At 57.6% G+C, this 26,926-nt stretch carries 21 protein-coding genes, 1 tRNA gene and 2 pseudogenes; 14 read left to right on the forward strand and 10 right to left on the reverse strand.

Going from position 1 to position 26,926, the window contains the following annotated elements; translation table 11 throughout:
- Nucleotides 1–3: 3 nt before the first annotated feature.
- The 10 genes from pheS (at nucleotide 4) to EV691_RS07945 (ending at nucleotide 14,083) form a co-directional block, all read left to right on the forward strand.
- Complete coding sequence (gene pheS, locus EV691_RS07900) at nucleotides 4–1,020, forward strand: phenylalanine--tRNA ligase subunit alpha (RefSeq protein ID WP_089167863.1); 1,017 nt, start codon at nucleotides 4–6, stop codon at nucleotides 1,018–1,020.
- 36 nt (nucleotides 1,021–1,056) lie between these two features.
- Nucleotides 1,057–3,435, forward strand: coding sequence for a phenylalanine--tRNA ligase subunit beta (pheT, locus tag EV691_RS07905; RefSeq protein WP_131301721.1), 2,379 nt, complete (start codon nucleotides 1,057–1,059; stop codon nucleotides 3,433–3,435).
- Nucleotides 3,436–3,438: 3 nt separating this feature from the next.
- Nucleotides 3,439–3,741, forward strand: a complete 303-nt coding sequence (gene ihfA / locus EV691_RS07910) for an integration host factor subunit alpha (protein WP_011913482.1) — start codon at nucleotides 3,439–3,441, stop codon at nucleotides 3,739–3,741.
- Nucleotides 3,722–4,078 carry a MerR family transcriptional regulator gene (locus tag EV691_RS07915; protein WP_039804752.1) on the forward strand — a complete coding sequence of 119 codons (357 nt, stop codon included), beginning with the start codon at nucleotides 3,722–3,724 and terminating at the stop codon, nucleotides 4,076–4,078. The genes ihfA and EV691_RS07915 overlap by 20 nt, the downstream gene beginning before the upstream one ends.
- An 80-nt stretch (nucleotides 4,079–4,158) precedes the next feature.
- A tRNA-Pro gene (locus EV691_RS07920) sits at nucleotides 4,159–4,235 on the forward strand.
- 310 nt (nucleotides 4,236–4,545) lie between these two features.
- Nucleotides 4,546–6,882: a sigma-70 family RNA polymerase sigma factor gene (locus EV691_RS07925; RefSeq protein WP_207390284.1), complete on the forward strand. Its 2,337-nt coding sequence runs from the start codon at nucleotides 4,546–4,548 to the stop codon at nucleotides 6,880–6,882.
- A gap of 80 nt (nucleotides 6,883–6,962) precedes the next feature.
- Nucleotides 6,963–8,450, forward strand: coding sequence for an ATP-binding protein (locus EV691_RS07930; RefSeq protein ID WP_165496614.1), 1,488 nt, complete (start codon nucleotides 6,963–6,965; stop codon nucleotides 8,448–8,450).
- A complete protein-coding gene (locus EV691_RS07935; RefSeq protein ID WP_341352495.1) occupies nucleotides 8,447–11,311 on the forward strand; it encodes a Z1 domain-containing protein in 2,865 nt (954 codons plus the stop codon). Before EV691_RS07930 ends, EV691_RS07935 begins: the two co-directional genes overlap by 4 nt.
- Nucleotides 11,295–12,302, forward strand: a complete 1,008-nt coding sequence (locus tag EV691_RS07940; protein WP_131301715.1) for a PD-(D/E)XK motif protein — start codon at nucleotides 11,295–11,297, stop codon at nucleotides 12,300–12,302. Before EV691_RS07935 ends, EV691_RS07940 begins: the two co-directional genes overlap by 17 nt.
- On the forward strand, nucleotides 12,299–14,083 hold the full coding sequence (locus tag EV691_RS07945) for an AIPR family protein (RefSeq protein WP_131301712.1): 1,785 nt from the start codon (nucleotides 12,299–12,301) through the stop codon (nucleotides 14,081–14,083). Before EV691_RS07940 ends, EV691_RS07945 begins: the two co-directional genes overlap by 4 nt.
- A gap of 72 nt (nucleotides 14,084–14,155) precedes the next feature.
- On the opposite strand, the gene EV691_RS07950 is transcribed toward EV691_RS07945, so the two are convergent.
- Nucleotides 14,156–14,605: a very short patch repair endonuclease gene (locus EV691_RS07950; RefSeq protein WP_131301709.1), complete on the reverse strand. Its 450-nt coding sequence runs from the start codon at nucleotides 14,603–14,605 to the stop codon at nucleotides 14,156–14,158.
- Between EV691_RS07950 and EV691_RS07955 the strand changes: the two genes are divergently transcribed.
- Nucleotides 14,604–16,316: a DNA cytosine methyltransferase gene (locus tag EV691_RS07955; protein ID WP_341352494.1), complete on the forward strand. Its 1,713-nt coding sequence runs from the start codon at nucleotides 14,604–14,606 to the stop codon at nucleotides 16,314–16,316. The two genes, EV691_RS07950 and EV691_RS07955, sit on opposite strands and share 2 nt — an antisense overlap.
- 108 nt (nucleotides 16,317–16,424) lie before the next feature.
- Here EV691_RS07955 and EV691_RS07960 read toward each other — a convergent pair.
- Nucleotides 16,425–16,853: pseudogene (locus tag EV691_RS07960) on the reverse strand (ATP-binding protein); the annotation flags it as partial.
- A gap of 106 nt (nucleotides 16,854–16,959) precedes the next feature.
- Here EV691_RS07960 and EV691_RS07965 point away from each other — a divergent pair.
- A complete protein-coding gene (locus EV691_RS07965; protein WP_131301707.1) occupies nucleotides 16,960–17,298 on the forward strand; it encodes a hypothetical protein in 339 nt (112 codons plus the stop codon).
- 13 nt (nucleotides 17,299–17,311) lie between these two features.
- Here the strand turns inward: EV691_RS07965 and EV691_RS07970 are convergent.
- The 5 genes and pseudogenes from EV691_RS07970 to EV691_RS07990 form a co-directional block, all read right to left on the reverse strand.
- Nucleotides 17,312–17,786 (reverse strand): annotated as a pseudogene (locus EV691_RS07970) (IS4 family transposase); the annotation flags it as partial.
- A 320-nt stretch (nucleotides 17,787–18,106) separates the two neighbouring features.
- The gene (locus tag EV691_RS07975) at nucleotides 18,107–19,519 is read right to left on the reverse strand and encodes a GIY-YIG nuclease family protein (RefSeq protein WP_131301704.1); all 1,413 of its coding nucleotides are present in this window, start codon (nucleotides 19,517–19,519) and stop codon (nucleotides 18,107–18,109) included.
- 289 nt (nucleotides 19,520–19,808) lie between these two features.
- Entirely contained in the window at nucleotides 19,809–20,039 is a 231-nt protein-coding gene (locus tag EV691_RS07980) for a hypothetical protein (RefSeq protein ID WP_131301702.1), read from the reverse strand.
- 731 nt (nucleotides 20,040–20,770) lie between these two features.
- On the reverse strand, nucleotides 20,771–21,166 hold the full coding sequence (locus EV691_RS07985) for a PIN domain-containing protein (protein WP_131301698.1): 396 nt from the start codon (nucleotides 21,164–21,166) through the stop codon (nucleotides 20,771–20,773).
- The gene (locus tag EV691_RS07990; protein ID WP_131301695.1) at nucleotides 21,163–21,405 is read right to left on the reverse strand and encodes an AbrB/MazE/SpoVT family DNA-binding domain-containing protein; all 243 of its coding nucleotides are present in this window, start codon (nucleotides 21,403–21,405) and stop codon (nucleotides 21,163–21,165) included. Before EV691_RS07990 ends, EV691_RS07985 begins: the two co-directional genes overlap by 4 nt.
- Before the next feature lie 179 nt (nucleotides 21,406–21,584).
- On the opposite strand from EV691_RS07990, the gene EV691_RS07995 reads away from it, so the two are divergent.
- The gene (locus EV691_RS07995; protein ID WP_131301692.1) at nucleotides 21,585–21,869 is read left to right on the forward strand and encodes a type II toxin-antitoxin system Phd/YefM family antitoxin; all 285 of its coding nucleotides are present in this window, start codon (nucleotides 21,585–21,587) and stop codon (nucleotides 21,867–21,869) included.
- A gap of 1,213 nt (nucleotides 21,870–23,082) precedes the next feature.
- On the opposite strand, the gene EV691_RS08000 is transcribed toward EV691_RS07995, so the two are convergent.
- The 3 genes from EV691_RS08000 to EV691_RS08010 all read right to left on the reverse strand — a co-directional run bounded on the left by EV691_RS08000 (nucleotide 23,083) and on the right by EV691_RS08010 (nucleotide 25,603).
- Entirely contained in the window at nucleotides 23,083–23,316 is a 234-nt protein-coding gene (locus EV691_RS08000; RefSeq protein ID WP_131301690.1) for an AlpA family transcriptional regulator, read from the reverse strand.
- Between the two features lie 111 nt (nucleotides 23,317–23,427).
- Nucleotides 23,428–24,135, reverse strand: coding sequence for a hypothetical protein (locus tag EV691_RS08005; RefSeq protein WP_131301687.1), 708 nt, complete (start codon nucleotides 24,133–24,135; stop codon nucleotides 23,428–23,430).
- A gap of 91 nt (nucleotides 24,136–24,226) precedes the next feature.
- Nucleotides 24,227–25,603, reverse strand: coding sequence for a site-specific integrase (locus EV691_RS08010; protein WP_131301684.1), 1,377 nt, complete (start codon nucleotides 25,601–25,603; stop codon nucleotides 24,227–24,229).
- An 872-nt stretch (nucleotides 25,604–26,475) separates the two neighbouring features.
- On the opposite strand from EV691_RS08010, the gene EV691_RS08015 reads away from it, so the two are divergent.
- Nucleotides 26,476–26,868, forward strand: a complete 393-nt coding sequence (locus EV691_RS08015) for a hypothetical protein (RefSeq protein WP_169531315.1) — start codon at nucleotides 26,476–26,478, stop codon at nucleotides 26,866–26,868.
- Nucleotides 26,869–26,926 lie beyond the last annotated feature (58 nt).

The raw sequence follows: 26,926 nt of genomic DNA on the forward strand, positions 1-26,926 counted from the left end.
TACATGGAAAACCTGGATGCACTGGTCTCGCAAGCGCTCGAGGCCGTGCAACATTGCGAAGACGTCAACGCCCTGGAACAGCTCCGGGTCCACTACCTCGGCAAAAAGGGCGAGCTGACCCAGCTGATGCAGACCCTGGGCAAGCTCTCGGCCGAGGAGCGGCCGAAGGCCGGTGCCCTGATCAATGCTGCCAAGAACAGCGTTCAGGAGGCCCTCAATGCGCGCAAGGCCGACCTCGAGTCCGCCGCGCTGGCCGCCAGGCTGGCCGCCGAGCGCATTGACGTGACCCTGCCGGGGCGTGGCCAGGCTTCCGGCGGCCTGCATCCAGTGACCCGTACCCTCGAGCGCGTCGAGCAGTTCTTCACCCATATCGGCTACAGCGTCGCCGAGGGCCCGGAAGTCGAGGACGACTACCACAACTTCGAGGCCCTCAACATCCCCGGCCACCATCCGGCGCGGGCGATGCATGATACTTTCTACTTCAATGCCAACATGCTGCTGCGTACCCACACCTCGCCGGTCCAGGTGCGCACTATGGAAAGCCGCCAGCCGCCGATCCGCATCGTCTGCCCGGGCCGCGTTTACCGCTGCGACTCGGATATCACCCACTCGCCGATGTTCCACCAGCTCGAAGGCCTGCTGATCGACGAAAACGTCAGCTTCGCCGACCTCAAGGGCACCATCGAGGAGTTTCTCCGGGTGTTCTTCGAGAAGCCGCTGGGCGTGCGTTTCCGCCCCTCGTTCTTCCCCTTCACCGAACCCTCGGCCGAGGTCGACATGCAGTGCGTGATGTGCGGCGGCCACGGTTGCCGGGTGTGCAAGCACACCGGCTGGCTGGAGGTGATGGGCTGCGGCATGGTGCACCCCAACGTGCTGCGCATGTCCGGCATCGATCCGGAGAAGTACCAGGGCTTCGCCTTCGGCATGGGGATCGAGCGCCTGGCCATGTTGCGTTATGGCGTCAACGACCTGCGCCTGTTCTTCGACAACGATCTGCGCTTCCTCGCGCAATTCCGCTAGGGCCGCAACCGTAACCGAATTCTTTGGGAGAACAGGATGAAATTCAGCGAACAATGGCTGCGGGACTGGGTCAACCCGCAGGTGTCCCGCGACGAACTGGTGGCCCGCCTGTCCATGGCTGGTCTTGAGGTCGACAGCGTCACGCCGGTGGCCGGCGCTTTTTCCGGCGTAGTGGTGGGCGAGATCCTTGCCACCGAGCCGCACCCGGACGCCGACAAGCTGCGCGTCTGTCAGGTGAGCAACGGCAGCGAAACCTTCCAGGTGGTCTGTGGTGCGCCCAACGCCCGTCCGGGCATCAGGATCCCCTTTGCCATGCTCGGTGCCGTGCTCGGTGACGACTTCAAGATCAAGAAGGCCAAGCTGCGTGGCGTGGAATCCTTCGGCATGCTCTGCTCGGCAGCCGAGCTCAAGGTCAGCGAGGAGAACGACGGCCTGCTGGAACTGCCGGCCGATGCTCCGGTGGGGCAGGACATTCGCACCTGTCTCAACCTGGACGATGCCAGCATCGAGGTGGACCTGACCCCCAACCGTGGCGATTGCCTGTCCCTGGCCGGCCTGGCCCGCGAGGTAGGCGCCCTCTACGGCGCTCCGGTCACTCGTCCGTTGATCGCCGGCGTGCCGCCGCTACATGACGAAGTGCGCCCGGTCGAGGTGCTGGCGCCCCAGGCCTGCCCGCGCTATCTCGGCCGCGTGGTGCGCAACGTCGACCTGTCGCGGCCGACCCCGCAGTGGATGGTCGAACGCCTGCGCCGCTCCGATATCCGCGCCATCGACCCGGCGGTCGACGTCACCAACTACGTGATGCTCGAACTGGGCCAGCCGATGCATGCCTTCGATCTCGCCGAGGTCCGTGGCGGCATCCGCGTGCGCATGGCCGAGGGGGGCGAGAAACTGGTCTTGCTCGACGGCCAGGAAGTCAGCCTGCGCGCCGATACCCTGGTGATCGCCGACCACGAGCGCGCCTTGGCCATCGCCGGCGTGATGGGCGGCGAACACAGCGGCGTTGCCGCTGGTACCCGCGATCTGTTCCTCGAAAGCGCCTTCTTCGACACCATTGCCATCGCTGGCAAGGCCCGTTCCTACGGTCTGCACACCGACGCCTCGCACCGCTTCGAACGTGGCGTCGACTGGCAGCTGGCCCGCGAAGCCATGGAGCGTGCCACCGCGCTGCTGCTGGAGGTCGTCGGCGGAGAGCCCGGTCCCATCGTCGAGGTAACCGATCCGGCGAGCCTGCCGCAGGTGGCACCGATCACCCTGCGCGCCGAGCGCATCGAGCAGATGCTCGGCCTGCGCATGGAGGCTGTTGAAGTCGAGCGCCTGCTGGTCGCGCTGGGGCTGACGGTCAGCTCGGCTGCGGCCGGCCAGTGGCAGGTCGAGGTGCCCAGCCATCGTTTCGATATCAGCCTCGAAGTGGATCTGATCGAGGAGCTCGGCCGCCTGCATGGCTACAACAACCTGCCGGTCCGCTATCCGCAGGCACGCCTGGCCCCGCAGGCGCGTGCCGAAGCTCGCGGCGAACTGCCGGTGCTGCGCCGTCTGCTGGTCGCGCGCGGTTACCAGGAGGCGATCACCTACAGCTTCATCGATCCCAAGCTGTTCGAGCTCTTCACTCCGGGCGTCGAGCCGCTGACCCTGGCCAATCCGATCTCCGCGGACATGGCTGCCATGCGGGCCTCGCTCTGGCCGGGACTGGCCAATGCGTTGCAGTACAACCTGAACCGCCAGCAGTCCCGTGTGCGCCTGTTCGAGAGCGGCCTGCGTTTCGTCGGTCAGCTGGACAACCTCAAGCAGGAGCCCGTGCTGGCTGGCGCCATCACCGGCAGCCGCCTGCCGGAGAGCTGGAGCCATGGCCGGGATGCGGTGGACTTCTACGACGCCAAGGCGGATGTGGAGGCTCTGCTTGCCGCCGCCGGCGCTGCCGACGAATACCGCTTCGTCAGTGGCGAGCATCCCGCGCTACATCCAGGGCAGACGGCACGGATCGAGCGCGAGGGGCGTCTGGTCGGCTTCCTGGGTGCCCTGCATCCCGAGCTGGGCAGGGCGCTAGGGCTGGATCAGCCGGTCTTCCTGTTCGAGCTGGTCCTGGCGGAAATCGCCGCCGGTCGTCTGCCGGCTTTCCGCGAGCTTTCGCGTTTCCCGGAGGTGCGCCGCGATCTGGCCCTGATCGTCGATCGTGAAACACCGGCCGCAGCGGTGCTGCAGAGCATTCGCGAGGCGGCGGGGGAATACCTGGCCGACCTTCGGCTGTTTGACGTCTATCAGGGTAAAGGCATTGATCCGCAACGAAAAAGCCTGGCCGTCGGCTTGACCTGGCAACATCCATCGCGCACTCTTAACGATGATGAGGTGAACAGTACAACCCAGAACATCCTCACCTCGCTGGAAGAAAGGTTCAACGCGACGTTAAGGAAGTAGCGTATGGGGGCTCTGACGAAAGCTGAGATGGCTGAACGTCTCTACGAGGAGCTTGGCCTGAATAAACGAGAAGCCAAGGAGTTGGTGGAGCTGTTCTTCGAGGAAATCCGTCAGGCACTGGAGCACAACGAGCAGGTCAAATTGTCCGGCTTTGGCAATTTCGATCTGCGCGACAAGCGCCAGCGGCCTGGCCGCAACCCCAAGACGGGGGAGGAAATCCCGATCACGGCACGGCGCGTTGTCACCTTTCGTCCAGGGCAGAAGCTGAAAGCCAGGGTTGAAGCCTATGCTGGAACCAAGCCATAACGACGAATTGCCTCCCATACCGGGGAAGCGTTACTTCACCATCGGCGAGGTCAGCGAGCTTTGTGCGGTCAAACCGCATGTATTGCGTTACTGGGAGCAGGAATTTCCCCAGATCAATCCGGTCAAGCGCCGGGGCAACCGGCGCTACTATCAGCGTCAGGATGTCCTGATGATCCGGCATATCCGCGCCCTGCTGTACGAGCAGGGCTTCACCATCGGTGGGGCGCGCCTGCGCCTCTCCGGCGACGAAGCCAAGGAAGATACGACCCAATACCGGCAATTGATCCGGCAGACGATCGCCGAGCTGGAAGACGTCCTTCAGGTTTTGCGCAAATAGCCGAAGCCGCAAAAAAAACTTCCACTTTTCAGAAGCTTAATATATAGTTCGACCCGCTCCGGTAAGCCGGGGCAAGTAGTCGGGGCGTAGCGCAGCCTGGTAGCGCACTTGCATGGGGTGCAAGGGGTCGAGTGTTCGAATCACTCCGTCCCGACCAATAAATTCAATGACTTAGGCCGGTTGAGCAATCACCGGCCTTTGTTGTTTCTGGAATTTAGTGTTTTTGGTTGCCAATTGGTTGCCAATTGAGATTGGCTGGCGCACATGAGGGGAATAGGATTTATCTGTGGTGGTGAAGTGCTATTTAAGCCAGTGTGACGGCTGATAGCTAATCCGGATGAGTAGGGCGGCATATGGAGTTGACCGACAACATGAAAAGATTGCTTGGGGTAAATCTTGAAGGCAGCCTCCCCAGAGTCCATGGATGTGTGTCTCTCTGTCGGTAGCAATGGAGCATGGGTAGTCCGGTGAACACCCTAAGCCCCTTGCTCCGTATGGCGACGATTGCCGGTGTCGAGATTGCGGTCAAGCACCATATCCGCCGAGGTGATGACCTTGACGCGAGAGACGGTAAGGGGGCAACCCCCCTGATGCTGGCGGCTGGACGAAAGAAGGTTGGCATCGTTCGGCTGCTCTTGGCTGCCGGGGCAAATCCGGCGCTACTCGACCCCGAAGGAAGGGCCGCCTTGGCCTATGCGGAGAAGGCTGGGTGTGATGGATGTGCGGCTCTGCTGCGTGAGGCCCTCACAGCATTGCGACCTGCTGCGGTAGAGGATGCGGTCGAGCAGCCACCTTCCGTGGAGACCACCTTCTTGCCGTCACTCGCGGAGTCTTTGGCAGAAGCCTCACCGGAGGCTTTTGCGGATATCTCGTTCGACAAGCGCGAGCCAGTGGTTGAGAAAATCGAGTCTGTCGAACAGTCGGTTGTCCCCACAGTTTACCCCGTACCAAGACCACAGGAGCCCGAGAGGGTTGAGGAGGCAGCGGTCGAGATTGCCGAGAGGCCTCCTCATGTTGCTGCTGGCACTCCGGCCAGGTTGAGCGAGTCCTTGAGTGTTCCCGATCTGGACGATGCAGACCTTGACGACCTCGATGACTGGGAGGCGGAGCCAGAGGTGGTTGCTCCGCGGGGTGACGACAGAGTTGTCGAAGAGGCCCGTGTTCTCCACGAGGCTATTGGGCGGCACCAGGCGATCGACGGCGACGAGGACTGGGACGACATAGATCTGTTCCTTCCCGACAGAGCCCTTCCGCTGATCCGTGACGACGGAGAGGCAGGAGGTGTTCGCGGATTGTTATTCCGGGCTCTGCGTGAGGGTTCGGTACCCGAGTCTGCTCTGATCGACGCTTGCCTGAAGACGGATGAGTCGCGCAATCAGGAGGCAGAGAGCCTGCTGACCTTCGTTATCGGTGATCTCGGAGCCGTTATCGATGGCGTGCCGGAGATTGACGAGCCGCCATTTCTTGGCGAGCCGACGGCCGAGGAGAATCTCGAAATCGCCGAGGCTTTCGAGTTCGCCGAGGATCTGGCCTCGGGGTGGAACGACCCTCTGCGTATCTATCTCAACCTCAAGGAGTTTAGGGGGGATCTGCTTGAGGCCGAAGAGGAAATCGCCCTGAGCCGGGAGATGGAGGAGTGCGGTACTGAAGCACTGGATGCTCTCTCACGTTGGCCGGAGGGTTTTGCAGCCGTTTTTGATGCTGCCGAGAGGATCGCCCGTGGAGAGGCTGATGTCGAGGCGTTCAGTTCTGGAGCCGAGCCTTCGGAAGAAAGCGAGGCCAGCTTATTGGATACCTCGCTCGACGAGGTAGACGAGGTAGAGCTAGACAGGGATGCGGCCGCCTTTGTATCGGCTATTTCCCATGCGAGATCGTTGGACAGAGATGATGTTGCACATATTCGAGCTGCTCTAGCCACCGCGGGACTTTCCCGAGGGTTCATGCTCGAGCTGGCGGCAAAGGCGGGTGATGATCCGGCTGGTATCCTGTTCGCTTCGGCTGTTCGCCGTCAGGCCGCCGCTCGAGAACGGATGATCTGTTCCAACCTGCGCCTTGCCTATTCAGTGGCCAAGAAATACCAGTGGTCCACGGAGGCCCTGGATGATCTCGTGCAGGAGGCCAACATCGGATTGATGAAGGCCGTCGAGCGTTTCGACTGGCGCAGGGGGTTCCGCTTCTCCACCTACGCGATGTGGTGGATCCGCCAGCAAGTCGCGCGAGCAATCGCCGACAAGGCCAGAATGGTTCGGGTTCCCGTTCACATGTATGAAGCGGCCTCGAAAATCCGTCGCGAGCGCGAGGCATTCGAGGCCAGGGAAGGGCGTCCGGAGTCGAAGGATGAAATCTCCCTTCGAACGGGGATTCCACTTGCCAAAGTCGGACACCTGCTGAGTACTCTCGAGGACATAGTATCTCTGGAAGAACCAGATCCCGAGGTAGGGCTCCCTCGGGGAGACCTCCTGATTGATGCCACATCGCCAGACCCGGCCGCCGTTATGGAGGCTGAATCCCTGCGGAGGACCCTGGCTGGGATGGTCGGCGAACTCGACGAGCGCGCTGCCAAGGTCATATCCCTTCGCTTCGGACTGAGAGGGGAAGATGCAATGACCCTTGAGGAGGTTGGGCTTCGTTTCGATGTTACCCGTGAGCGGATTCGTCAGATCGAGTCGAAAGCCCTCGGCAAGCTCTCTCGCAGGATGATGGGGGATGTGGAGTCGTTTATGGATGGTGTATCTGCCCAGAAGACCATGGCCACATCATCGCCTGCACCGCAGGTTCTGCCAGCTGCTTCGCTGGAAAGATGACATCCACCGGCTCCAGTTATTTCACAGGGATCGACATGATGACCCAGAGAGCGAGACTCGCACCGCCGCGAGCTGGTGCAATGCTGGAGGCTCTGCGCGGGCTCGGATACTCGACCGCCGCCGCTTTGGCAGACGTGATCGACAACAGTGTGTCTGCCGGGGCCTCTGAGGTCCATGTGCGGTTCGACTGGGATGGATACTCCAGTCGAATTTCCGTCCAGGACGACGGTCGTGGCATGAATGACGCCGAGCTCGAAACTGCCATGACGCTTGGTGCAAAAAATCCGCTCGACGAACGGGCCCCGACTGATCTAGGACGTTTCGGAATGGGGTTGAAGACTGCCTCTTTTTCGCAGTGTCGTCGTCTCACGGTCGCAGCGAAGAAGATGGATGCTCCCCTTGCCTGCCTGCGATGGGATCTGGATGCCATCGCTGCCTCGCCGGATGACGGCTGGCGCATGTTCGAGGGACCCGCCGACGGATCTGAACCCTTTATCGAGTCGATCGGAGGTCTCCGATCCGGAACCATTGTCCTCTGGGAGCGGCTGGACCGCATCGTGACACCTGGCTACGACATCGACCATTTCGCCGATCTTGTGGACGACGTGGAGATGCAACTGGCGATGATCTTCCATCGGCTTCTGGAAGGCCCGAATCCGGCCTTTCGGCTTTTCATCAATGGAAAGTCTGTAAACCCCTGGGATCCTTTCATGATGGGGCATCCCGCGAAGCCGTGGCAGTCGCCTGTCGCCCGGATCCTCACGCTCTCTGGTGCGGTCGAGGCCCAGTGTCATGTTCTTCCGCACAAGGATCGACTGTCCGCAGATGACTTCCAGAAGGCGGGAGGTCCTGAAGGGTGGACATCACAGCAAGGCTTCTATGTCTACCGGAACCGCCGTTTGCTGCTTGCAGGCGGATGGCTGGGTCTTGGCCAGGGGCGAGCGTGGAACCGCGAGGAGTCGCATCGGCTTGCTCGAATCCGGCTCGACATACCGAATACCTCCGATGCCGATTGGAAGATCGATGTAAAGAAATCGACTGCTCGCCCTCCGGTATCGGTGCGTCCATGGCTCACGAAGCTTGCCGAGGACACGAGGGAAAGGGCTAGAAGAGTCTTCGCCTTTCGTGGGGCTCCGGCGCCCGGCCCCGGCGGTGTCCAGGTCGAGGAGGCCTGGCGTGTCGAACGGCTCAGGGATGGCATACGTTACCGTATCGATGAGGGGCATCCGGCCGTGGCCGCGGTACTCGAGGCAATTGGAGGCCGTACTGACCTCGTCCGAGCAATGCTGAGAGTCGTCGAGGAGACTGTTCCGGTCCAGCGGATATGGCTGGATACGGCAGAGAACAAGGAAACCCCGAAGACCGGCTTCTCTGGAGAGCCGGAGGAGTCCCCGGAAGGTGTCCGCACGGTTCTCCTTACTCTTTATCGCGACATGACCGGACGGCGAGGTATGAGTTCCGAAGCCGCAGTCCGAGCCCTGTCGTGCACTGATCCGTTTCATAACTATCCGGCTCTGGTCGCCTCCTTGCCCGGGGTGGACAGGAGCAAAGAAGGAACCTTGAAGTGACGGAAGAACAGAGCAAGGTGTTTCAACGCGTTGTGAGCGTTGCCCAGACCTTTCTGGCGGATGCCATGGAAAAGGGTATGGTGACGCCAGCCCTCATTGCGGAACAGGTCGACTTCGTCGCCGGGGCCATGGTTCAGGGGGTGGAGATCGACAGGAGAGCGGCGGTGGCTGAGTTGATCCGGCGGTTCAGCCTTTGGATCGGAAACGCCTCGACCCTGGCCGACCAAGAGGGACACAAGGACTGGCTTACCGCAGCCCGAAGAAGGGATTGGCGTTATTGGCAGCGTTACCGGGACTTTCTTGAGCGCAAGATGTCCCTGAAAGCTGTGGAGGCTCTGGACGAGTCCACCAACCAGATCCTCGAGTTGCTTGAGGACCCTGTGCGCGAGGGGCGCTGGGATCGGCGCGGTCTTGTGGTGGGGCACGTTCAGTCGGGTAAGACGGGTAACTACACCGGGTTGATCTGCAAGGCGGCTGATGCTGGCTACAAGATCATCATCGTTCTTGCCGGGCTTCACAACAATCTGCGATCCCAGACCCAGATTCGCCTCGAAGAGGGATTTCTGGGATACGAGACCTCTGTTCGCAATGATGTGGTCCGATTCATCGGTGTAGGTGAAAACGGCAGGGATGCGGAAATCCGTCCGAACTGCGCGACAAATCGCTCCGACAATGGGGATTTCAATACTCGGGTCGCGAGGCATTACGCCATCACTCCGGAGCAGAGGCCTTGGCTCTTCGTGGTCAAGAAGAACAAGACTGTCCTCGAGCGTCTCCTGAAGTGGATACGCAATCAAGTCGCCGACGCGAAGGATGCTGACGGGCGCCCCATCGTCACCAACCTGCCACTATTGCTCATTGACGATGAGGCTGACCACGCTTCGGTCGATACCGGAGAGCAGCTCTTTAACCCTGACGGGACGCCCGACGACGATCATCAGCCGAAGGCAATCAACAGTCGTATTCGAAAAATTCTGCACTCGTTTGCCAAAAAGGCATACGTCGGCTACACGGCTACGCCGTTTGCCAATATCTTCATCCATCGGCGCAATGAGACCAAGGAAGAGGGGCCGGACCTCTTCCCGCAATCCTTCATCGTCAATCTTTCTGCACCGTCGAACTATGTCGGGCCCGCCCGTGTGTTTGGTCTGCGCTCACCAGAGGGCAGGATAGGTGGTCTCCCTCTCTCGAGGGAGGTGGACGATCACCTTGATGAGGAGGGTAGCGGCGGCTGGATGCCGCCTAAACACCCCAAGGATCATGTACCTCTTCACGATGGACTGGATGAGGTCCCGCCTTCTCTGCGCAACGCTGTAGGAGCATTTGTCCTCGCCTGCGCTGTCAGGATTCTGCGTGGGCAGGGGCGAAGTCATTCCTCGATGCTCATCCATGTGACGCGCTACACGGCTGTCCAGGAGGAGGTACGGCGTCAGGTCGATGCTCTCGTGAAACGATTCCGGCAGCGCATAGAACGAGGATTCGAGAGAGATGAGTTGCTGGCAGAGTGGAAGCGTCTCTGGTTGGATGACTTCGTTCCAACCTCAGCGGCTATCGGCCACGCTCTGAAAGATTTGGAAGCTGACTGCGACCTCCCTGACTGGGAGGATGTGGTAGCCGTTTTGCCCGAAGTCTTCGGCGACTTGAGTGTCAGGGCCATCAACGGTACAGCAGGAGACGTTCTCGACTATGCCGAGAGGGAGGAGACTGGTCTGAAGGTCATCGCAGTCGGTGGCGACAAGCTTGCTCGGGGGCTGACCCTTGAAGGCCTCTGCGTCAGTTACTTCGTCAGAACGACGAAGATGTATGACACCCTTATGCAGATGGGACGGTGGTTCGGCTATCGCCCTGGCTATGTAGACCTCTGCCGACTCTACACGACGCCTGATCTCGTCGAGTGGTTCGGACACATTGCCGATGCTGCCGAAGAGTTGCGCCAAGAGTTCGACACGATGGTGGCCACTCGTGCTACGCCGCGTGAATATGGCATGAAGGTTCAGTCCCATCCGGTTCTGATGGTCACCTCCCCGTTGAAGATGCGCAGTGCCAAGAGTCTCCAGCTCTCGTTCAGTGGTGAGGTACTCGAAACTGTCGCCTTTCATCGCGACCCGGGAATTCTCGCCAAGAATCTCGCGGCAGCAGAGCATCTATTTGAGGCAGCAGGCGTGCCTGCCGAGGCCGGCACGATTACGCGGAAGCGGGACGAAGGGGCGCAGGACTGGAAAGGATTCCTCTGGAAGGATGTCCCGGCTGACCACGTCATCGACTTCTTCGGGGCATATCTGACCCACCCCGCGGCTCGCAAGGTGAACAGTGCTCTGCTGATGGACTTCATCAAGGCCATGGTCACCAACGGCGAGCTGACCTCATGGACCGTCGTGCTGATGGGCGGAGGTGAGGGAGAACCCCACTCTTTCTGTGGTAAGTATTCGATCGACAATATGGCTACGCGAAAGCCCAAGGATGGAAGCGGGCACTATTCAATCGGAAGGCTTCTTTCGCCTCGAGACGAGTCGATCGACTTGGGTGAGGATGCCTGGAGGGCCGCGCTGGAACTTACGATTTCGGCATGGACCAAGGATCCTGCCCGGCAGACCGATGAGGCTGGCAAGGAGCAGCCGAAGACTCCCAGCGGGCCGGCAGTGAGGCGTGTTCGAGGCTACGGTGCGGAGGGTGTTCCTGCCGCACCCGAACGGGGGCTCTTGCTCGTTTATCCTCTCGATCCGAAGACTGCCGGGTTGCCGGAGGATGGCCCGCCAGTTGTGGCCTTTGGGGCTAGTTTCCCAGCCAGTCGATCGATTACGACGGTCAAGTACGAAGTAGACCATCTGCTTTGGGAGAATGAGTATGGCCCGGCAGATTGACGAGTTTGTCGCAGCGTGGGAGGCACTCTCCGGCAGTGACTGTGTGGGAGGGTGGCGTGGTATTCCCGTGGCGCCAGCTGGTTCGTGCGAGCTACTCGCTGCGCGCAGATTTCCAGGCAATGAAGAGGCACTGCTGGCTTGCTTCCCAAGCGCTCGGCTTGCTCCGTCGGAGCGCCTGCCTGAGGGCAAGGGCTTCGAGGTCGTCAGGGCTGATCCGAACGGGGACGGGAAAACGTGGATTGCATTGTCTCGCAAGGAGTCCGGCAGCCCCGAGTTGTTTGCAGAGATGGTCGGTGACGTAGCTGGAGCGATGGACGCTGAGGTTCAGAATGGCGAGGAACGCGCTCTCAAGACCATGCTCCGCAGGGTGCGGATGTGGCAACAGTTCATGTCTCGCGGTACACAGCCTCTTGGGCCAGAGGCAGAGTTGGGTCTCGCTGGTGAGCTGACGTTCATGTCATTCCTGTTCCAAGCCGGTGTTTCGACGGAAACTGTTCTGGAAGGCTGGCTCGGGCCGGATGATGCCCCGCAGGACTTTGTTCTCGGGAATGGGGCGATCGAGGTGAAGGCTACGCTGTCCACCTCTGGTTTTCCTGTGAAGATCGGCTCCCTCGAGCAGCTTGACGACGCAACAGCCTCGCCACTCTTCCTGGCAGCAGTCCGGTTCTCCCGGGGGGCTGAGGGATCGACACTTCCTGAGATCATCTCCGGCATCGAGCACCAACTGGTCGATGCCCCTGCTGCGGTCGCCTTCATCAGGGAGAGGCTGCTGACCGCCGGTTACGTAGAGTCGCACGCTCCGGCGTATACACGGACCTTTGAGCTCAAAGAGGTCCGTGTATACAGGATCACCGGAGGCTTTCCGAGATTGACGACAGGGTCTGTGCCCAATGGGGTTTCCCGTGCCATTTATGAAATAGATCTGGATCGCGCGAAGGATTTCCTTTCGGACCTTCCCGCTGCTCTTCGAGCTCTTGGAATATTGCAATGACCCTGGAAGAATTTTTTGCCGACACACGGGCCGAGGTCGCGGCCCAGATGAGTGACGGATCCCCCTTTGCCGAGCTCGAGTTCTGTGAAGTGGTGATGCAGCATCTGGTCGAGGCCGGGATGACCTTCGAGCCGGTAGTCTGTCATTTCGACAGGAAGGTCGGTAATGCCAATTTGCGCCTCAGTGGCTACGCCATGTCCGAGGATGCCGATCAGCTGGATCTGTTTGTCAGTCTGTATGAGGGGGTTGAAGTCCTGACTCCGGTACCCGATCAGGACACCAAGACAGCCGCTTCTCAGTGCATCCGCTTTCTCGAGTACTGTGCATCGGGGCGCCTCGTAGGAAAACTCGACCCTTCGAGTGACGAGCATTCTCTCGCCCTGACAATTCAGGGCATCTACGACGAGCTGGAACAGGTCCGTATCTTTGTGCTCACGGATGGAGTCGCCAAGTCCAAGAGCTTCAAGAGTCGGGAGGTCGGTGGCAAGTCCGTGAAGCTTGAGGTCATGGACATCGAGCGCCTGTACCGACACCGTTCAGAGGGCAAGCCGCGCGACGAACTCGTTGTGGACTTCAACGAGGTTTCCGGATCGCCGCTGCCATGCGTCTTCGTGCCAGGCGAGACCGGTGACTATGATTACGCCTTGACTGCCATCCCGGGCGAGGCTCTGCGGTTCATCTATGAAAAATTCGGTCCTCGTCTGCTGGAGGCCAACGTCCGCTCCTTCCTGAGCGTGAAGTCCAAGGGCGTCAACGCCGGTATCCAGAACACCCTCCGGACTGCCCCGGAGAGGTTCATGGCCTACAACAACGGCATCGTGCTCGTGGCCGATGACATGAAGCTCGACCGGACCAGCGATGGCGCTCCGGGAATTGCCTGGCTGCAGGGCATGCAGATCGTGAATGGTGGCCAGACGACAGCGTCCATCTATTTCGCGAAGAAAAAATATGGTGAGACGGACCTTGCCAAGGTTCGCGTGCCGGCCAAAATCATCGTGCTGAAGGAGGAGGATCCTGCCAAGGAGGAGGCTCTCGTTTCTGATATCTCGCGCTATGCCAACAGCCAGAATGCAGTACGGCAGTCCGACCTTTCGGCCAACAAACCTTTCCATGTCGACGTCGAGCGCCTTTCGCTCACGGTCTACTGCCCCGATGGGACTGGGCGATGGTTCTACGAGCGGGCCGCTGGTAGCTACAACACCCTTCTAGCCCGGGAGGGGACTACTGCGGCGAAGCTGCGAGCCTTGAAGGAGTCGGTACCTGTCTCCCGGAAGATCACGAAAACGGATCTCGCGAAGTATCTCATGGCCTGGGAGGTCAAGCCCGATGTTGTAAGCCTCGGGACCCAGAAGTGCTTCGACAGGTTCATGACTTCGTTGGCGGACTCCGAGGCAGACGGTTCGCCAGTTGTGCTGGATCCGTCTTTCTTCAAAGCTCTGGTCGCCAAGGCCATCATCTTCAAGGCTGTTCACAAGACAGCTCGGCCGCTCGTCTCGGCGTTCCTTGCGAACGTTGCCGCATACACAGTTGCGGTAGTCGCAGAGTCCTACAAGGGTGCCTTTGACCTTGAAAGGGTCTGGAACCGACAGGGCGTCTCTCCGCAGTTTCTGGAGCAGGTCAGGATCTGGGCTCGTGAGGTCAATGACCGACTGCATGAGACAGCGAACGGGAAGATGATCTCGGAGTGGGCAAAGCGTCCAGAGTGCAAGGCGGCGATGTTCGCTCGTCCGTTCTCGGCACCCGCGGTTGACGTGCCTGAGGCTCGTTTGGAACTGACTTGACCGAGTTCCGCCCCGAGGGCGTTGGTAGGCAGGGGCAGGTTGTTCCTTCGGGTGACTGCCCTGCCTTGGGGATCAGAGGCTCGATAGGTCGGGCCAGCTGAGATGTTTTTCATTACAATTGCGGACTGCCTCGAGGACCCAGAACATGTCTGATTCCGGCCGTCGGATTCCGCACTCCCAGAGCTCGAACACCCTCCATCCCTGATCGAGGAGCAGGGCGCGATTACGGGCATCCCTTGCGACGTTCTGAGCGAACTTCTCCTGCCAGAAGCTTTCACGCGTGCGAGGCGTCGTGGCGTAACGGCAGCCGGGATGTCTGTGCCAGAAGCAGCCGTGAACGAAAATGCAGAGCCTGTAACGGGCAAGCACCAGATCCGGCTTGCCCGGTAGCCCCTTCTGGTGGAGGCGATACCTGAAGCCGTGCCGATGTAGCAGACGCCGCACTCTCATTTCCGGTGAGGTGTCGCTGCCGCGGATGCCCGCCATCATGCGAGACCTGACTTCCTTACTGACGATGTCCATGAATCAAGACCAGATGACCTTAGCCCTTCCAGAGGATACGCCGCTGGAGCCAGCAAGAGCGCTCGATGAGCCGATCCAAGTGGTGGATCTCTTCGCTGGTCCCGGAGGCCTGGGAGAGGGCTTTTCGTCGGCCGGAGGTGGCAAGAGCTTCGAGATCATCGTTTCAGCCGAAATGGATCCCAAGGCATGGGAAACCTTGCGGCTGAGAGCCTTCTATCGGCTGCTCAGGAAGAAGATGCCTGATCGGCTGTTCGAGTACTACAGCTACTGCAACAGCCCGTCAGCGACCGGAGGCTTCACCCCCTCGGCGATTACCCTGCCGCTCTGGGAGGAGGCTGCCGAGGAAGCCAAGTGCATAACCCTGGGTAGTGATCTGGGCAACGACATCCTGGACAAGGCTCTGGATGAGAGGTTGGACGGCAATCGCCCATGGGTGCTGATCGGTGGTCCGCCCTGTCAGGCCTATTCGATAGTCGGTCGTGCCCGCAATCAGGCAAAGGCCGACTACAAGGCCGAGGACGATCATCGACATTTCCTCTACAAGGAATACCTCCGGATCATCCGGGAGCGGCAGCCCACAGTCTTCGTGATGGAGAACGTGAAGGGCATTCTTTCCGCGAAGGTCAATGACCAGCGGATTTTCTCCAACATTCTGAGAGATCTTTCTGATCCGCATCAGGCCCTTCACAAAGGGGGGAGTGGCAAGCAGTACCGCATCTACTCGCTCGCAACCGGCGCATCGTTCGGCCCGGGTGACGACGTGGACAAGATCGACCCCAAGACATTCATCCTCAAGGCCGAGGACTACGGCATTCCTCAGGCAAGACACCGTGTCATTCTGCTGGGTATTGCTACGGACAGTCTCCCTGCCTCGGCGAACCTGATCACCTTGCGCAAGGAGGCGTCAAGGGTGTCTGTCGGTCAGGTCCTTAGTGGCCTGCCGAAGCTGCGCAGCACGCTGACGAAAATGGCTGACAGCCAAGATGGCTGGAGCACTGTAGTGCGGGCGCAGCTCGAGTATCTCTGTAACGAGATTGATCCTGTGAATGCGGGCATGTGGGCAGAGCTGAACAAACTGTGGAGCCACTTTGGGGCCCCCAAAAGTCCGGGGGGGCGGCGAGTGAAAAGAGCCGCTGGAAAGGAAGATGGCACCACAGGTATCGAGCAGCTGGATGACTGGTATCTGGATGAGAATCTGGATTACTGGCTGAACCATGAAGCACGGGGGCATATGCCTTCGGATCTTCGCCGCTATCTGTATGCCGCCGTCTACGCACAGGCGCACGAAACTTCGCCCAAGGGGCACAAGGAGTTTGCCTTGGAAGGTCTTGCTCCCGATCATAAGAATTGGAAGAGCGGAAAGTTCAGTGATCGTTTCAGGGTGCAGATGCAGGGGATGCCAGCCACGACGATCACCAGCCACATTTCAAAGGATGGGCATTACTTCATCCATTACGACCCCTGCCAATGCCGTAGTCTGACCGTCCGTGAGGCTGCCCGTCTTCAGACCTTCCCGGATAACTACTTCTTCCAAGGTAACAGGACAGAGCAATTTCACCAGGTTGGCAATGCAGTGCCCCCTCTGCTTGCATCCCGGATTGCTGCGGTTGTCTTCAGGGTCATGTTCGAGAGGGTTGACGCATATGACAGGAGGGACAGCCGGCTTGCTGAGATAGGAGGAGAGCTGTTAGAGCCTCAACTGGTAGTCTGAAATAGCTCATAATTTCTATGTCGCTCTGCTCGGTGTGTCAACACCGACTGAAAACTGACCCACCTTGGCCCTCATTTGCCGAAGTAATAATGATCCATCTGAATCACTCGGGTTTACGGTTTGGCGGATCACGCCCGCCTTTCGTTTATCCTTGAGTCGGTAGCTTTCTCCGGTCAGGGTGAGAATGTAGGCATGGTGCAGGAGCCGATCCAGCATGGCCGCCGTCAGCGTGGCATCGCCGCTGAAGGTATCGGCCCACTGGCTGAACGGCAGGCTCGAGGTCAGGATCATCGAGCTCTTCTCGTAGCGCTTGGCGACCACTTGGAAAAATAGGTTGGCCTCCTCGCGCCCGAACGGCAGGTGGCCAATCTCGTCGATCACCAGTAGGCGCGGCGCCAGGATGGTGCGGTTAAGATAGGCCTTCAGTCGCCCCTGCCGTTGGGCGGCTCCCAGTTGTAGCATCGGGTCGGCCGCCGTGATGAAACAGGTCTTGATGCCACTCTGTGCCGCTCGATAGCCCAGCGCGGTGGCTAGATGGCAGCTGATGCGCCTGTGACGTAAGTGGATGCCCTCCAAGGGAGTCACGCTACCGCAGAGGGCTATGTCATCGTCGGCGCTGTGGTCGCGCTATGGAGGAGGTTGTATGGAGAGGACCCGCCGGCTCGGAAAACGGGTCGGTCGCTCGGTGTACCTGCATCGAGCGGCCCTACCGCTGCTTACCGACGATTTGCAGGCCAAAGTCTCCGCTACCGCCAAGGCCGCGGATTGGCAGGTGGAGCGTCGTCCGGCTGGAGGATGGTGGGCCGGCTGGTTGAGATTGACGGTGCTGTATCCTGCCGGAGCTTCAGGCTGCCTCCATCCGCCGATTCTTCACTACAAGGAGCTCTTGCTCCCGCCAGGCTATCCGTGGGTGTCCGAATTTGCTTCCCTGAGTGCAGCGCTTGAGGCTAAAGGCTTGTTCGTCGACAGAACCGAGCCTTGACGGCTTGGAACTAGGGCCGCCGGAAGCCGGCATCGGTGACCGGGGTGGGCGTGCAGCCTACCGGCAACATCGTCGCCAAGATCTCGAGCAGACGTTTCTGACAACGCGGGCAGCCCTCGCGCGGATGGACGACTTCACAGACCGGCAGCGAGCGTCCGGCCAGCCGGATCGCGGCGCGCAGCAGGAACAGCTTGCCGGCGGCATCGATCGGCGACCAGTCCACCAGGATCGACGGATGCTTGGATGCTTGAGTGACCCCAGCAGGGCGCGGAGCATGGCCCAGTAGATCAACCCCCGCTCGGCCTGTAACTGCCGATTGCCGAGCAGGCGGTCGATTCGCTTGATCGCATGCTTGGGATAGGCAGAGCCGGGCAGGAAGCGCCCCAGCGCGGCCTTGCAGCAGGGCGGCCACCGCGGCCATCAGGACTTCGATGGATCGTGGGGAGTACCTAGGTGAAGGCATCGTGCAAGAATTGGATGGTCTGCATGGGGCTGAGGATGCTGTTTTTGTTTGGCAACAACCAACGTGCCCGCCCATATAGGCCTCTTCAAGCTCTATTTATTTGATTTTTTGGGAAAATTCCGGGCGGATTCTATTTTGTCCAGTGGTGTTGCTTACGGGGCTTGATATTTTATTGAGCATGTTGGCGACGCTATCGAGTGTTTCCTAGATTCTGTGCCTATCCGGTAACTGAACATGGTGTGGGATGGTTGTTTACTCTCTTTAAGATGTGCTTTCGGCCTCATTTCCAGATTCAAGAGGCGCCAAATGATCAGTGCTGTTGGGGCATTCAGTAGATGCTTAGTCTCAACGTTGGGTGTTTTTATGAGTTTTGTGCTTTTCGGAGTTGACAGGCTTCTTGATATCTATCCTGTTTTTTCTAAGTCGGTATTTGGCGGCATCAATAGAGATTTTCCTAGTTCCTGATATGTATTCAGCTGCTAGTCGTCTGCTTTTGAATTTTATATCGTCGACAGTGATTGGTTTTGGTGTTGATCCGCCTGAGGTGCCTCCTGGCGAGATATTGAATCCGTTAGGGACGAGAGTGTTAAATTTTTTTATCCATGAGCGCTCTTTTATTTCTAGGTCATGATTCATGGAGCCGTGGTCGATTACCTCTATTGTGAACGCGTCTTGGCCAAATTTACGGATGGCTGCATGTAGTGAGTGCTCTGATTTTATGCTGTCTTTTGCAGCGCTTTCTACATGTCCCTTCCAGCGCATTTCAAAGCTTTGAATCGTAATGCCAACATATTGTCTTCCGGTCTCTTTGTGTGTAACCAAGTATACAACTCCCTCAAGGCCTCCTAGGTTTGGCCTCTTTGTGAATGCCTCATCTGGGCTTATGCCTTTATTAATCCAGCGACTGATTGTCATTGTGCTGGCTGGTGGTTTCAGCTGGCGTGCTGCCTCTTCTAGGTTGGGGTATATTTTTCCAAATACTGTAATTAGGTTGATCTCTCTAGTGTTGCGTATATGGCCGTCGCTAAGTATTTTTTCTTCCGAGAGGCCGGCTTCTCGTCTTTTAAGGGTGCGCCAGTAGTTTATGTCGAGCGATCTGCACTTTTCCTTGAGTGATCTTTTGTGCGTGATGATTTTTGAGCACCGCGGGCATTTTGTTCCTCGCAAGTGGTTGGACGGTGCCTGCCAGAAATCGCCATGGGAGGGGCAAATGATCTTTCCTGGCTGGCTAGCTGTCACGTAAGTGAATTCGCTGTAGTCATAATCGTTTCCGTGAGTTGCCTTGGCGTTAGTTATAAATGCTTCTGTTAGCTCTCTCGCAGAGCTGATGCTGCCTCGGAGATCTAGTGGTCCTGAAAGTTTGAGCGACTTGCATTTTGGACATCCAAGATGCCCCCGGATATGGTTGCGCCAGGCTTGGTTAAACCAGATCTCATGCTCTCTGCACTTGATCAGGACTTTTTCCCCTGATGCCGGTAGCTCGTCTATAGCGCTGTAGTCATAGCGATCTTCGAAACAGGCTTGAGCGCGTTTGATGAACTCAGCTTTCGATGTTTTCTGGGGCTCGAAATAACATTTTTTGCAGCCCGTTCCTTTGAGGTGGTGTCCCGGGAGAGTCGTGAAAATACCGTGTTTCGGGCAAATTATTTTTACTTTAAATCGTGCTCCCTGGTACTCAAGGAGGCTGTAGTCGTAGCGGTCTCCATGGATGGTGTGAAATTCTTTTATTATTTGCTCATTTGTTTTCTTTTTAGGCATTTCTTGCTCTCTTGTTCTTGTATTTGTGGTTTTGTAGGGGTTGGTGTGTTTTGAGGTTAGTGTTGATTTTTATTTTTTGAAATAATGTTTCTTCATATTTTTTTCTGATTTTTGAGCTCTTGGTTACATCTTCTAATTAGTTAGTTATTTGCTTGGCGGGGTTGCCGGAGTGGCTTTCTAGTTGGTGGCTCTACTGTGGTTGCATTCGATTGTGAGCTTGAGGCTTGCGCTGATGGATGTCTTGGAGATCTCAATGAAGATCTCCAAGACATCCATGTCATTAGAGCGGTTATCGCGGCTCGTTAAAGATGCCAGTCACTCGCCCGACGGCCGCCAGTTCGTGTTCTTCGTTCTCTCGGACGAGCCCTATGGATAAGCCCTTCTGCTTTTCCCGATCCGCTATCGCCAGTAGTGCAAGCGCTCGGCGCATGGCTTCTGCTTTTGTAATTCCATTACGCCTAGCGAAAGAGCTGAGGAAGTCGTTGATTTCATCCGACAGGGTCAGGGTCATCTGAGGCATGTTTGGTCTCCTTGCACAGGCTTGCCATTCATAGGTTGCGCTGATGTTATATGATAGCTGGTTGGCAGGGCTTGATGGTCTGTAGCTGCGAGTTCATGGTTGGCCATTAGGCGCGATGCTCTTTGTTTGCCACTGTCTCTATTCGAGATAAATGGGGTGGTGGCTTGTAGTTGTGCTAGTAGGTGGAGCTATGGTTCATGCTTGTGTAAGGAAAGTTTTCTGGAGCAACCGGACGAAGAGCATGAGATATGGTTTTCCCGTTTTCTTTACACTTGTCTCTTACACTTTGGCTGAATCACTCTCATTGGTGTCTCGCTGAGTGGCTGTTTAGCACTTAACAAAACCGAAGCATTCGTTAACTTTCACTATTGGCTTAACTCCAATGTTTTCATGGGTTGTCGGCCTTCTGAATCGCCAATTTGTCCAGTTAACAAGTAGTGAACAGTCTTACGGAATCTCTCTTGGCAGATAATTGCAGGCGCCTGCCGAGGGAAATTTTCTATCGAAAAGCTATCGTGGCCGGGAAAGTCTCTGTAAGCGTTTTAGAGAGCATTTCAAAGAGCATTTCAAGTCGACCCGCTACCCTGGATATCTTGCGTATTCTGCGTGCAACCTGGGGCTTCTGCGTGCGTCTGGGCAGGTATCAGACGCTCGCCAGTTGTGCGATTTCATTTCGTGATCAGGTTTCGACCCTGATGGTAGTTCTGGCGGAGCGCTTGTCCGATGGCTTTTCAAGCCAGATAGCGCATTCCGGCCGTTTTGGCTGCCTTGCTGTCGAACGTCACGATGTATGCGCATTCGGCTGCGTTTGCGCAGCGTTCGATCAGGCAATCCGCGAAGTCGGCCTTCGCCTCGGAAAAGCGTCGCAGCGCCTGCCAGACGATTTCAGCCTGTTCCACGATCAACTCCTTGGTGCGCAGTATCGTTTCCAGTACTGCGACGATTTCCGGCTTGGTGGACTGGTAGCAGGATTGAAGAACCCAGACCATCTCGACCACGGATACCAAGGTGATGAAGCCGGGAGACTCTACGGACAGCGACTCGATCAACTCCGAGGCCTTGGCTGACTGGGCGGGATCATCTTGGGCGACATAGCGGAGCAGGACGTTGGTATCCAGGCCGATCACTTGGCTGCTGCTCCATGGGCAGCAATGGCCGCGTTCATGTCCTCGATGCTTACTGGCGCCGCCGGCTTGCGGATCATGCCCTTGAGGGACTGAACGGGCTGGGTGGCCGCCATGATGGCGTATTTGCCATCACCCAGATCGACGAACTCGATCCGGTCGCCGGTGCTCAGGCCTAGCGAGGTCCGCACCTGGGCGGGGATCGTGATTTGGCCTTTCGAGGTCAGGGTCGAGGTTGCCATAGGGCTCTCCTGGTAGATGTTAGTGTTCCTTACATTAAGGTAAGGGGTTGTTGAGGATCAAGCTCTACCGCCATGCACTGCTCCTATGCATGGCACTCTGTTCGTCTCGCTGTACTGCTTTCTGTAGAGAGGCTGGTACTTTTTATGCCCAGTAGGGCGCTCTTGGAGGGGGCACCGCCATGCCGCATCCCATGCTTGCCAACGTCGTTGCGTCTGTCACTGAGTTAAAGAAAGACCCCGTGGGTACCGTCGAGGCTGGCTGCGGCGAAGTCATGGCTGTCCTGAACCGCAACGAGCCGGCGTTCTACTGTGTTCCAGCTGCCCGTTACGAAGCATTGCTGGATTATATCGACGACCTGGAGCTGGCCATGGTGGTCAAGGAGCGCCTCAAGACAAGCGAGCCGACTGTCAGTGCCAAGATCGTTGGCGGTAATGTTGTGTTCGAGGACGACGAGGAAGTCTGAGATAAAGGCGCTTGTGTAAGGATCGAATTTCGAGCGCCTATACCACCGGCAGGTTTGTCCTGTGTAAGGACTGGTTTTGTATTTGATCGCAGTTTGGAACATGTAGGGTCTGTATATAGGAAACCTACCTAAGACTTTGACAGTTCATGTCATAGGGCAATTTTTCAAAATTGCACCGCTGTTCTTATACTGTCCGGCGCCTGGTTGTTTATCTGCCAAGTTTAGTCAAGAGACTTGCTTGAATAACAAGTGGTGCGCACTGCTATCTCGATCTTGCTATGTTGGCAGTCATATCTTGATCCGTGGTTTGCTGTTCAACAACCATAACGTCCCTGTACGGCTGGGCATCTCAATGATGGAGACCGTCTGTGACAGCTAGCGAGGCGAGGTGCTTTCATGGGGCATAGCACCGCTTGATGCCATAACTCCCACAACTACATCCATGAAGCTGCACTGGTAATGGGTATCCATCAAATTCGATTGACGCCCATGCCAACACGCCGCTAATATTTAACCAACGCATATGGTTAACCATGTGCCTACCTTCCGAGGCCCGCTTGCGAGAAATCGCTGCGGGCTTTCGTGTTTCTGGCATACGGAAATCCTCGCGGCATTTTGGTCTGCAAGGCGTGATGCGCGGCAAACCGGTCAAGACCACGGCCAGCGAGATCACTCACACCAAGGGGCCTCCAGAATCCCGGGGCGGTTCACTGTTTCAGGTCGTCCGGTAAGCGTGGCCAAGTAGGTAGCAGTAGGCGGTTGGCGTATCTGGATGCTTGTTCTTCTCGATCCAAGTTTTCAGCGATGAGGAGTTCCAGTGTTTCAGGAGTCAGTGTTTCAGGGGAGAGGGGATAGTTAGTTATATCTATAACTACGTGGGCTCTCTGGGTGGCTATGTGCAAGTCGATCAGAGAGCTTGCTATTGCTCGCGTGAAGCGACGTTTGGGTTGTCCCTTTCGGGTACTGGATCGGTGCAAAATGTGCTTTTCTGCGACAGCTTCCGGGTGCAAAATTTGCACTTGCCCGTCGAGGTCTTGATCGTTCATTTGAGTCTCGAAACAAACTGGGGGCGCATTGTTGATGCTGGTAGGGGCTGATGCGTCTTATGGCCGTCCATCAGAAGACGGCCTTCGAACGCTGCAACCCCGATCAGCACGTTGTTGCATCAGCGCTGACAATACTGTTGTTTGTCAGCGCTGAGGGCTGGTACTGATTAGGCGACTGATGGGTAGTCATCCCGGTTCTGTCCAAGGCGTTCGCTGATCCACTGATCAACGGCCCTGGAGTCCCAGCCTACGGCACGCAGGCCCAGTTTGATCGCTTTGGGGAAACGACCTTCCTTCATCAGGTTGTAAAGGTGGGAGCACTTGAAGCCTGTGCGGCGCTCCACCTCGGGGAGTCGAATGATGCGGCGTTCGTGGGTAGTGGTGGTGGTTGAGTTTGCCATTGCCATGTCTCCTAAGCGCTCTCTGGCGCACAGTGGATTTCATGGCTGGCATTCAACCGAGGAATACTATGGAAAGCATCGCATTTGCGAAAATCGGCACCGCATCTGCGGTTATTCTCCTGCCTCTTTGAGAGCCTTGTTCGCCAAGGAGAAGATGTCTTCTACGTTGCGTTTTCCCAAACCACGCTTACCTTTGTGTGTGTCGGTTATCGTCTTCTGAATAGCATCTTGATTCATCCGTTTTGGGGTAGGGCTCGTCAATATTTCGAGCAGCGCACCCATGACCATCAATATCGATTTTCGACTAGGTCCGTCGCTAGATGCTTCAATGATTTCGTCGGCTAGTCGTTGTATGTCACTCTTCTTGAATAGCGGTAAGTGACTAGTGAGGTCAATTTCTGCCTCCCATTGAAGATTATCGATTCTTTCGCTATTTGTGGTTGGTTCAACTAGCACGGCTCCAGTTAGCGGTAATAAGCACTTACCATGATCGCTATGCGCAAAGAGGCTTTTGGGATCTTCAACCAGCTGATAACCGATCCCATAGACGCCATTGGCTAAATCATGGGTAGAGGGGTGGTTAAAAGCACCTGGATAGTTTCCTTTTGTGATGCTGTTGAGTTTGAGGTAAACGGCGCAGTTATACTGTATACATTGACTTGCTAAGTCATCCATGGTCATTTGAGAGTCGGCTTTCTTTTGCAGTAACGCTAGTGCCTGCTCCATTGAGAACCAGTCCAGAAGCTCAAGATTATTCCTCAATGTATTTCCTCCGTTGCGTTCCTGTTGATAGGCATGCGTTAGCACGGGCGTCGACATGGACAATGGCACTATGCCTCAGTTCAATCAGGAAGTGAGCTGGCAGGCTGTGGCTGATGGTGGCGGGGGAGCTCCTTTTCTATGGTCATCCTCAAGCGTGCTTGAGGATGACCACGTTGCTGGTGTCCGGGCAGGTCAGTATGTTCAGACGGTTTCCCAGTTGATGCCAAGCCTCGGCCATTTCCTTGACGTAGCTGTGCCTCTGATAGGTCCGTTTGACCTTGTTCTCTTCGGTGTGGTTGAGGCAGCGCTCGGCCACTTCGGGCAGCACGCTCAAGGCTGTCATGAGGGTAGCTCCGGTACGACGCAGGTCGTGAGGTGTCCACTTGCCGCCGGGCAACAGCAGAGCTTGTGCTTTGGCGCTACGCCTGCTCATGGTGCCCTGCTCAGGCTGACGCTGGCGATCACCCAGTTGTTTGGTCACGGTCTTGGGGCAGACCGGCCCGCTGTTGTCAGTGTTCGGGTAGCACCAAGGCGACGTGCCGGTGATCTCCCGAACACGCTTGAACTGTCGGATGGAGAAGTCGGACAGGGTGACGTTGTGCGGCTTGCCGTTCTTGCTGTTCTCGGCCGGGATCAGCCAAGTGCCTTGCTCTAGATCCACATGCTCCCAGCGGGCACCCAGTAGCTCACCGATCCGGCAGCAGGTGGACAAGGCGATCCAGATTGCTGCCTCGGTCGTGACCAGCAGTCCGGCCTCCGGTGCTTTCGTGGCAAGGACGCGGATTTCTTCGTCACTCAGGACGCGGTCACGCTCCACGTCCTTGCCGCCAATCTTGGCTTTGCGGATGCTGGCTGTAGGGTCGTGCTCAATCAGGTCACGGTCCACGGCAAAGCGGAACATCTGGCGCATCAGGGAGAGGATCAGCTTGGGCATGCGGTTGACGCCACGGGCGAGGAGGGCGTCCGTCACTTCCGTGATGTGGCCTTTCTTTACGTCGGCCACGGCCATGTTACCGAGGAAGGGCAGCACGTCCTTCTCGAACATACGGCGCACCTCGGCTCCCCCGTCCTTGCGGTTGACCAGATCGATCTTGGCCCAGTGCTCGAACCACTCGGCTACGGTCTTTCGTGCAGCCTGGCGGGCCTGTTCTGCTTCGGCAGCGGCTTTCTCCGCTGCCAGGCGTGCCAGTTCTGCGTCACGAGCTGCAATACGGGCCGCTTCCTCTGCTTCCAAGTGTTCTCGAATATCTCGGATGCCAGTCTTGTGCAGACCTGCCAGTTCCTTAGCTCTCTGACCGGCTTCGGCGAGCGTCATGGTGCCTTCCTGGCCGTCGCGGCTATAGGTGCCGATAGGGTAAGTAACCCGTTCACCTCTGCTGTTGCTGTAGCGGAAGTAGAAAAGACGCTCGCCGCTGGGTGTGATGCGTGCGACCAGGCTGCCGTGTCCCCAGATAGCTACTTCGCTGAGCCATTTGTCGCTGCTGCCTGGTTTGGCATTCATTTGCCTGTCTGTGATCTTCGCCATCGTCTGCTTCGTTTTCCTTCGTTGCCAATTGGTTGCCAGTTAATATGCGCTGGTTGCCAATTGGTTGCCAATTGAGACTGGCTATGAAGAGATTTTACTGGACGATCTTGGACGAATTATCAAGATAAATCTATTTTAATCAATGAGTTAAATTGTGGTGCGTGGATCTGCTTGGATAGCTTTGGCGATAGCTTTACCTTTATGGGGTGCAAGGGGTAGAGTGTTCGAATCACTCCGTCCCGACCAATAAATTCAATGACTTAGGCCGGTTGAGCAATCACCGGCCTTTTTCATGTCTGCGATTTGGCTGTTCTGGTGACCGTTAGCGAAAAGCTGTGTGTATCAGCTTGCGCACGGCTCACTGGGAGAGCTGTACGTCTTCCGGATGATGAAGCTTCAGATGGGCTTGCAGAACCTAGCCAAACAGGCTGGTGATCTCGTTTTCGCGCGTGGGGCCTGCCTGATGGTGGTGGCTGGGACGCGGAACGGTCGTCTCGCGGCCCTCTCCCTGGTTCTCGGCGGCGGACGTTGGTACCCCTGACGAATCGGTATCCCTCGGCACGGCGGCTAGGGAGCGCACGAACTCTACCCGTGTCTCAAGAATCGGATGCAAGTTCTGGTCTTTTCGCCTTTTCCTTGTAAATCAGTCGTTTGGCAGCCTTCTGCGAATCGTGCGGCTGGAGGCGCCGTCTTTCCTGCCGTCACTGGACCCCCTCCTTAAGCATAAGATGGCGATTGTTTTATTGATTCATGTCAATTGAAGCGGTAGTTTCTACACCAAGGGAGACGAAACAACGGCGATAACAGCGCCACATCTCGTCTCGATTGAATCGACTGGTAACGACCGCTCGTCTCGTCCTGAGGGAACCGTCATGAAAAAGTTCGGAATTCTGGCTCTGACCATCGGCATGCTCACCGTCGGCACTGTCAATGCTGCGGAAATCGTCCGGGAAGTGACGAGCGAGACCTCCGGCCAGGCTACGGGCGGCATGAGCGGCATGATGGCCGGCTCCGTCGGCGGTCCGATCGGTGCGGTGATCGGCGCAGGCCTCGGCGCGCTGTTCGGCGGTTCCGGTCAGAAGGCCCTGGGTGCCAGCGAGCGCATCTACCTGGTACGCACCGACAGCGGCGAACTGAAGGAATACCGCTCGCCGAACTACGTCTTCGCCGAAGGCGACAAGGTCGTGATCTACGGCAACCGCCCGCGTCCGTATGGCTGGACCCCCGAAACCGCCGAAGCCTTCGCCTATAACGGCGCCAACTGACGAGCAGGGTGGACAGCGATTGGGTTGTCCGCCGTCACCGATTCCCGCGACGGGCTGA

Source organism: Azotobacter chroococcum (genome assembly GCF_004339665.1).
Taxonomy (GTDB): Bacteria; Pseudomonadota; Gammaproteobacteria; order Pseudomonadales; family Pseudomonadaceae; genus Azotobacter; species Azotobacter chroococcum.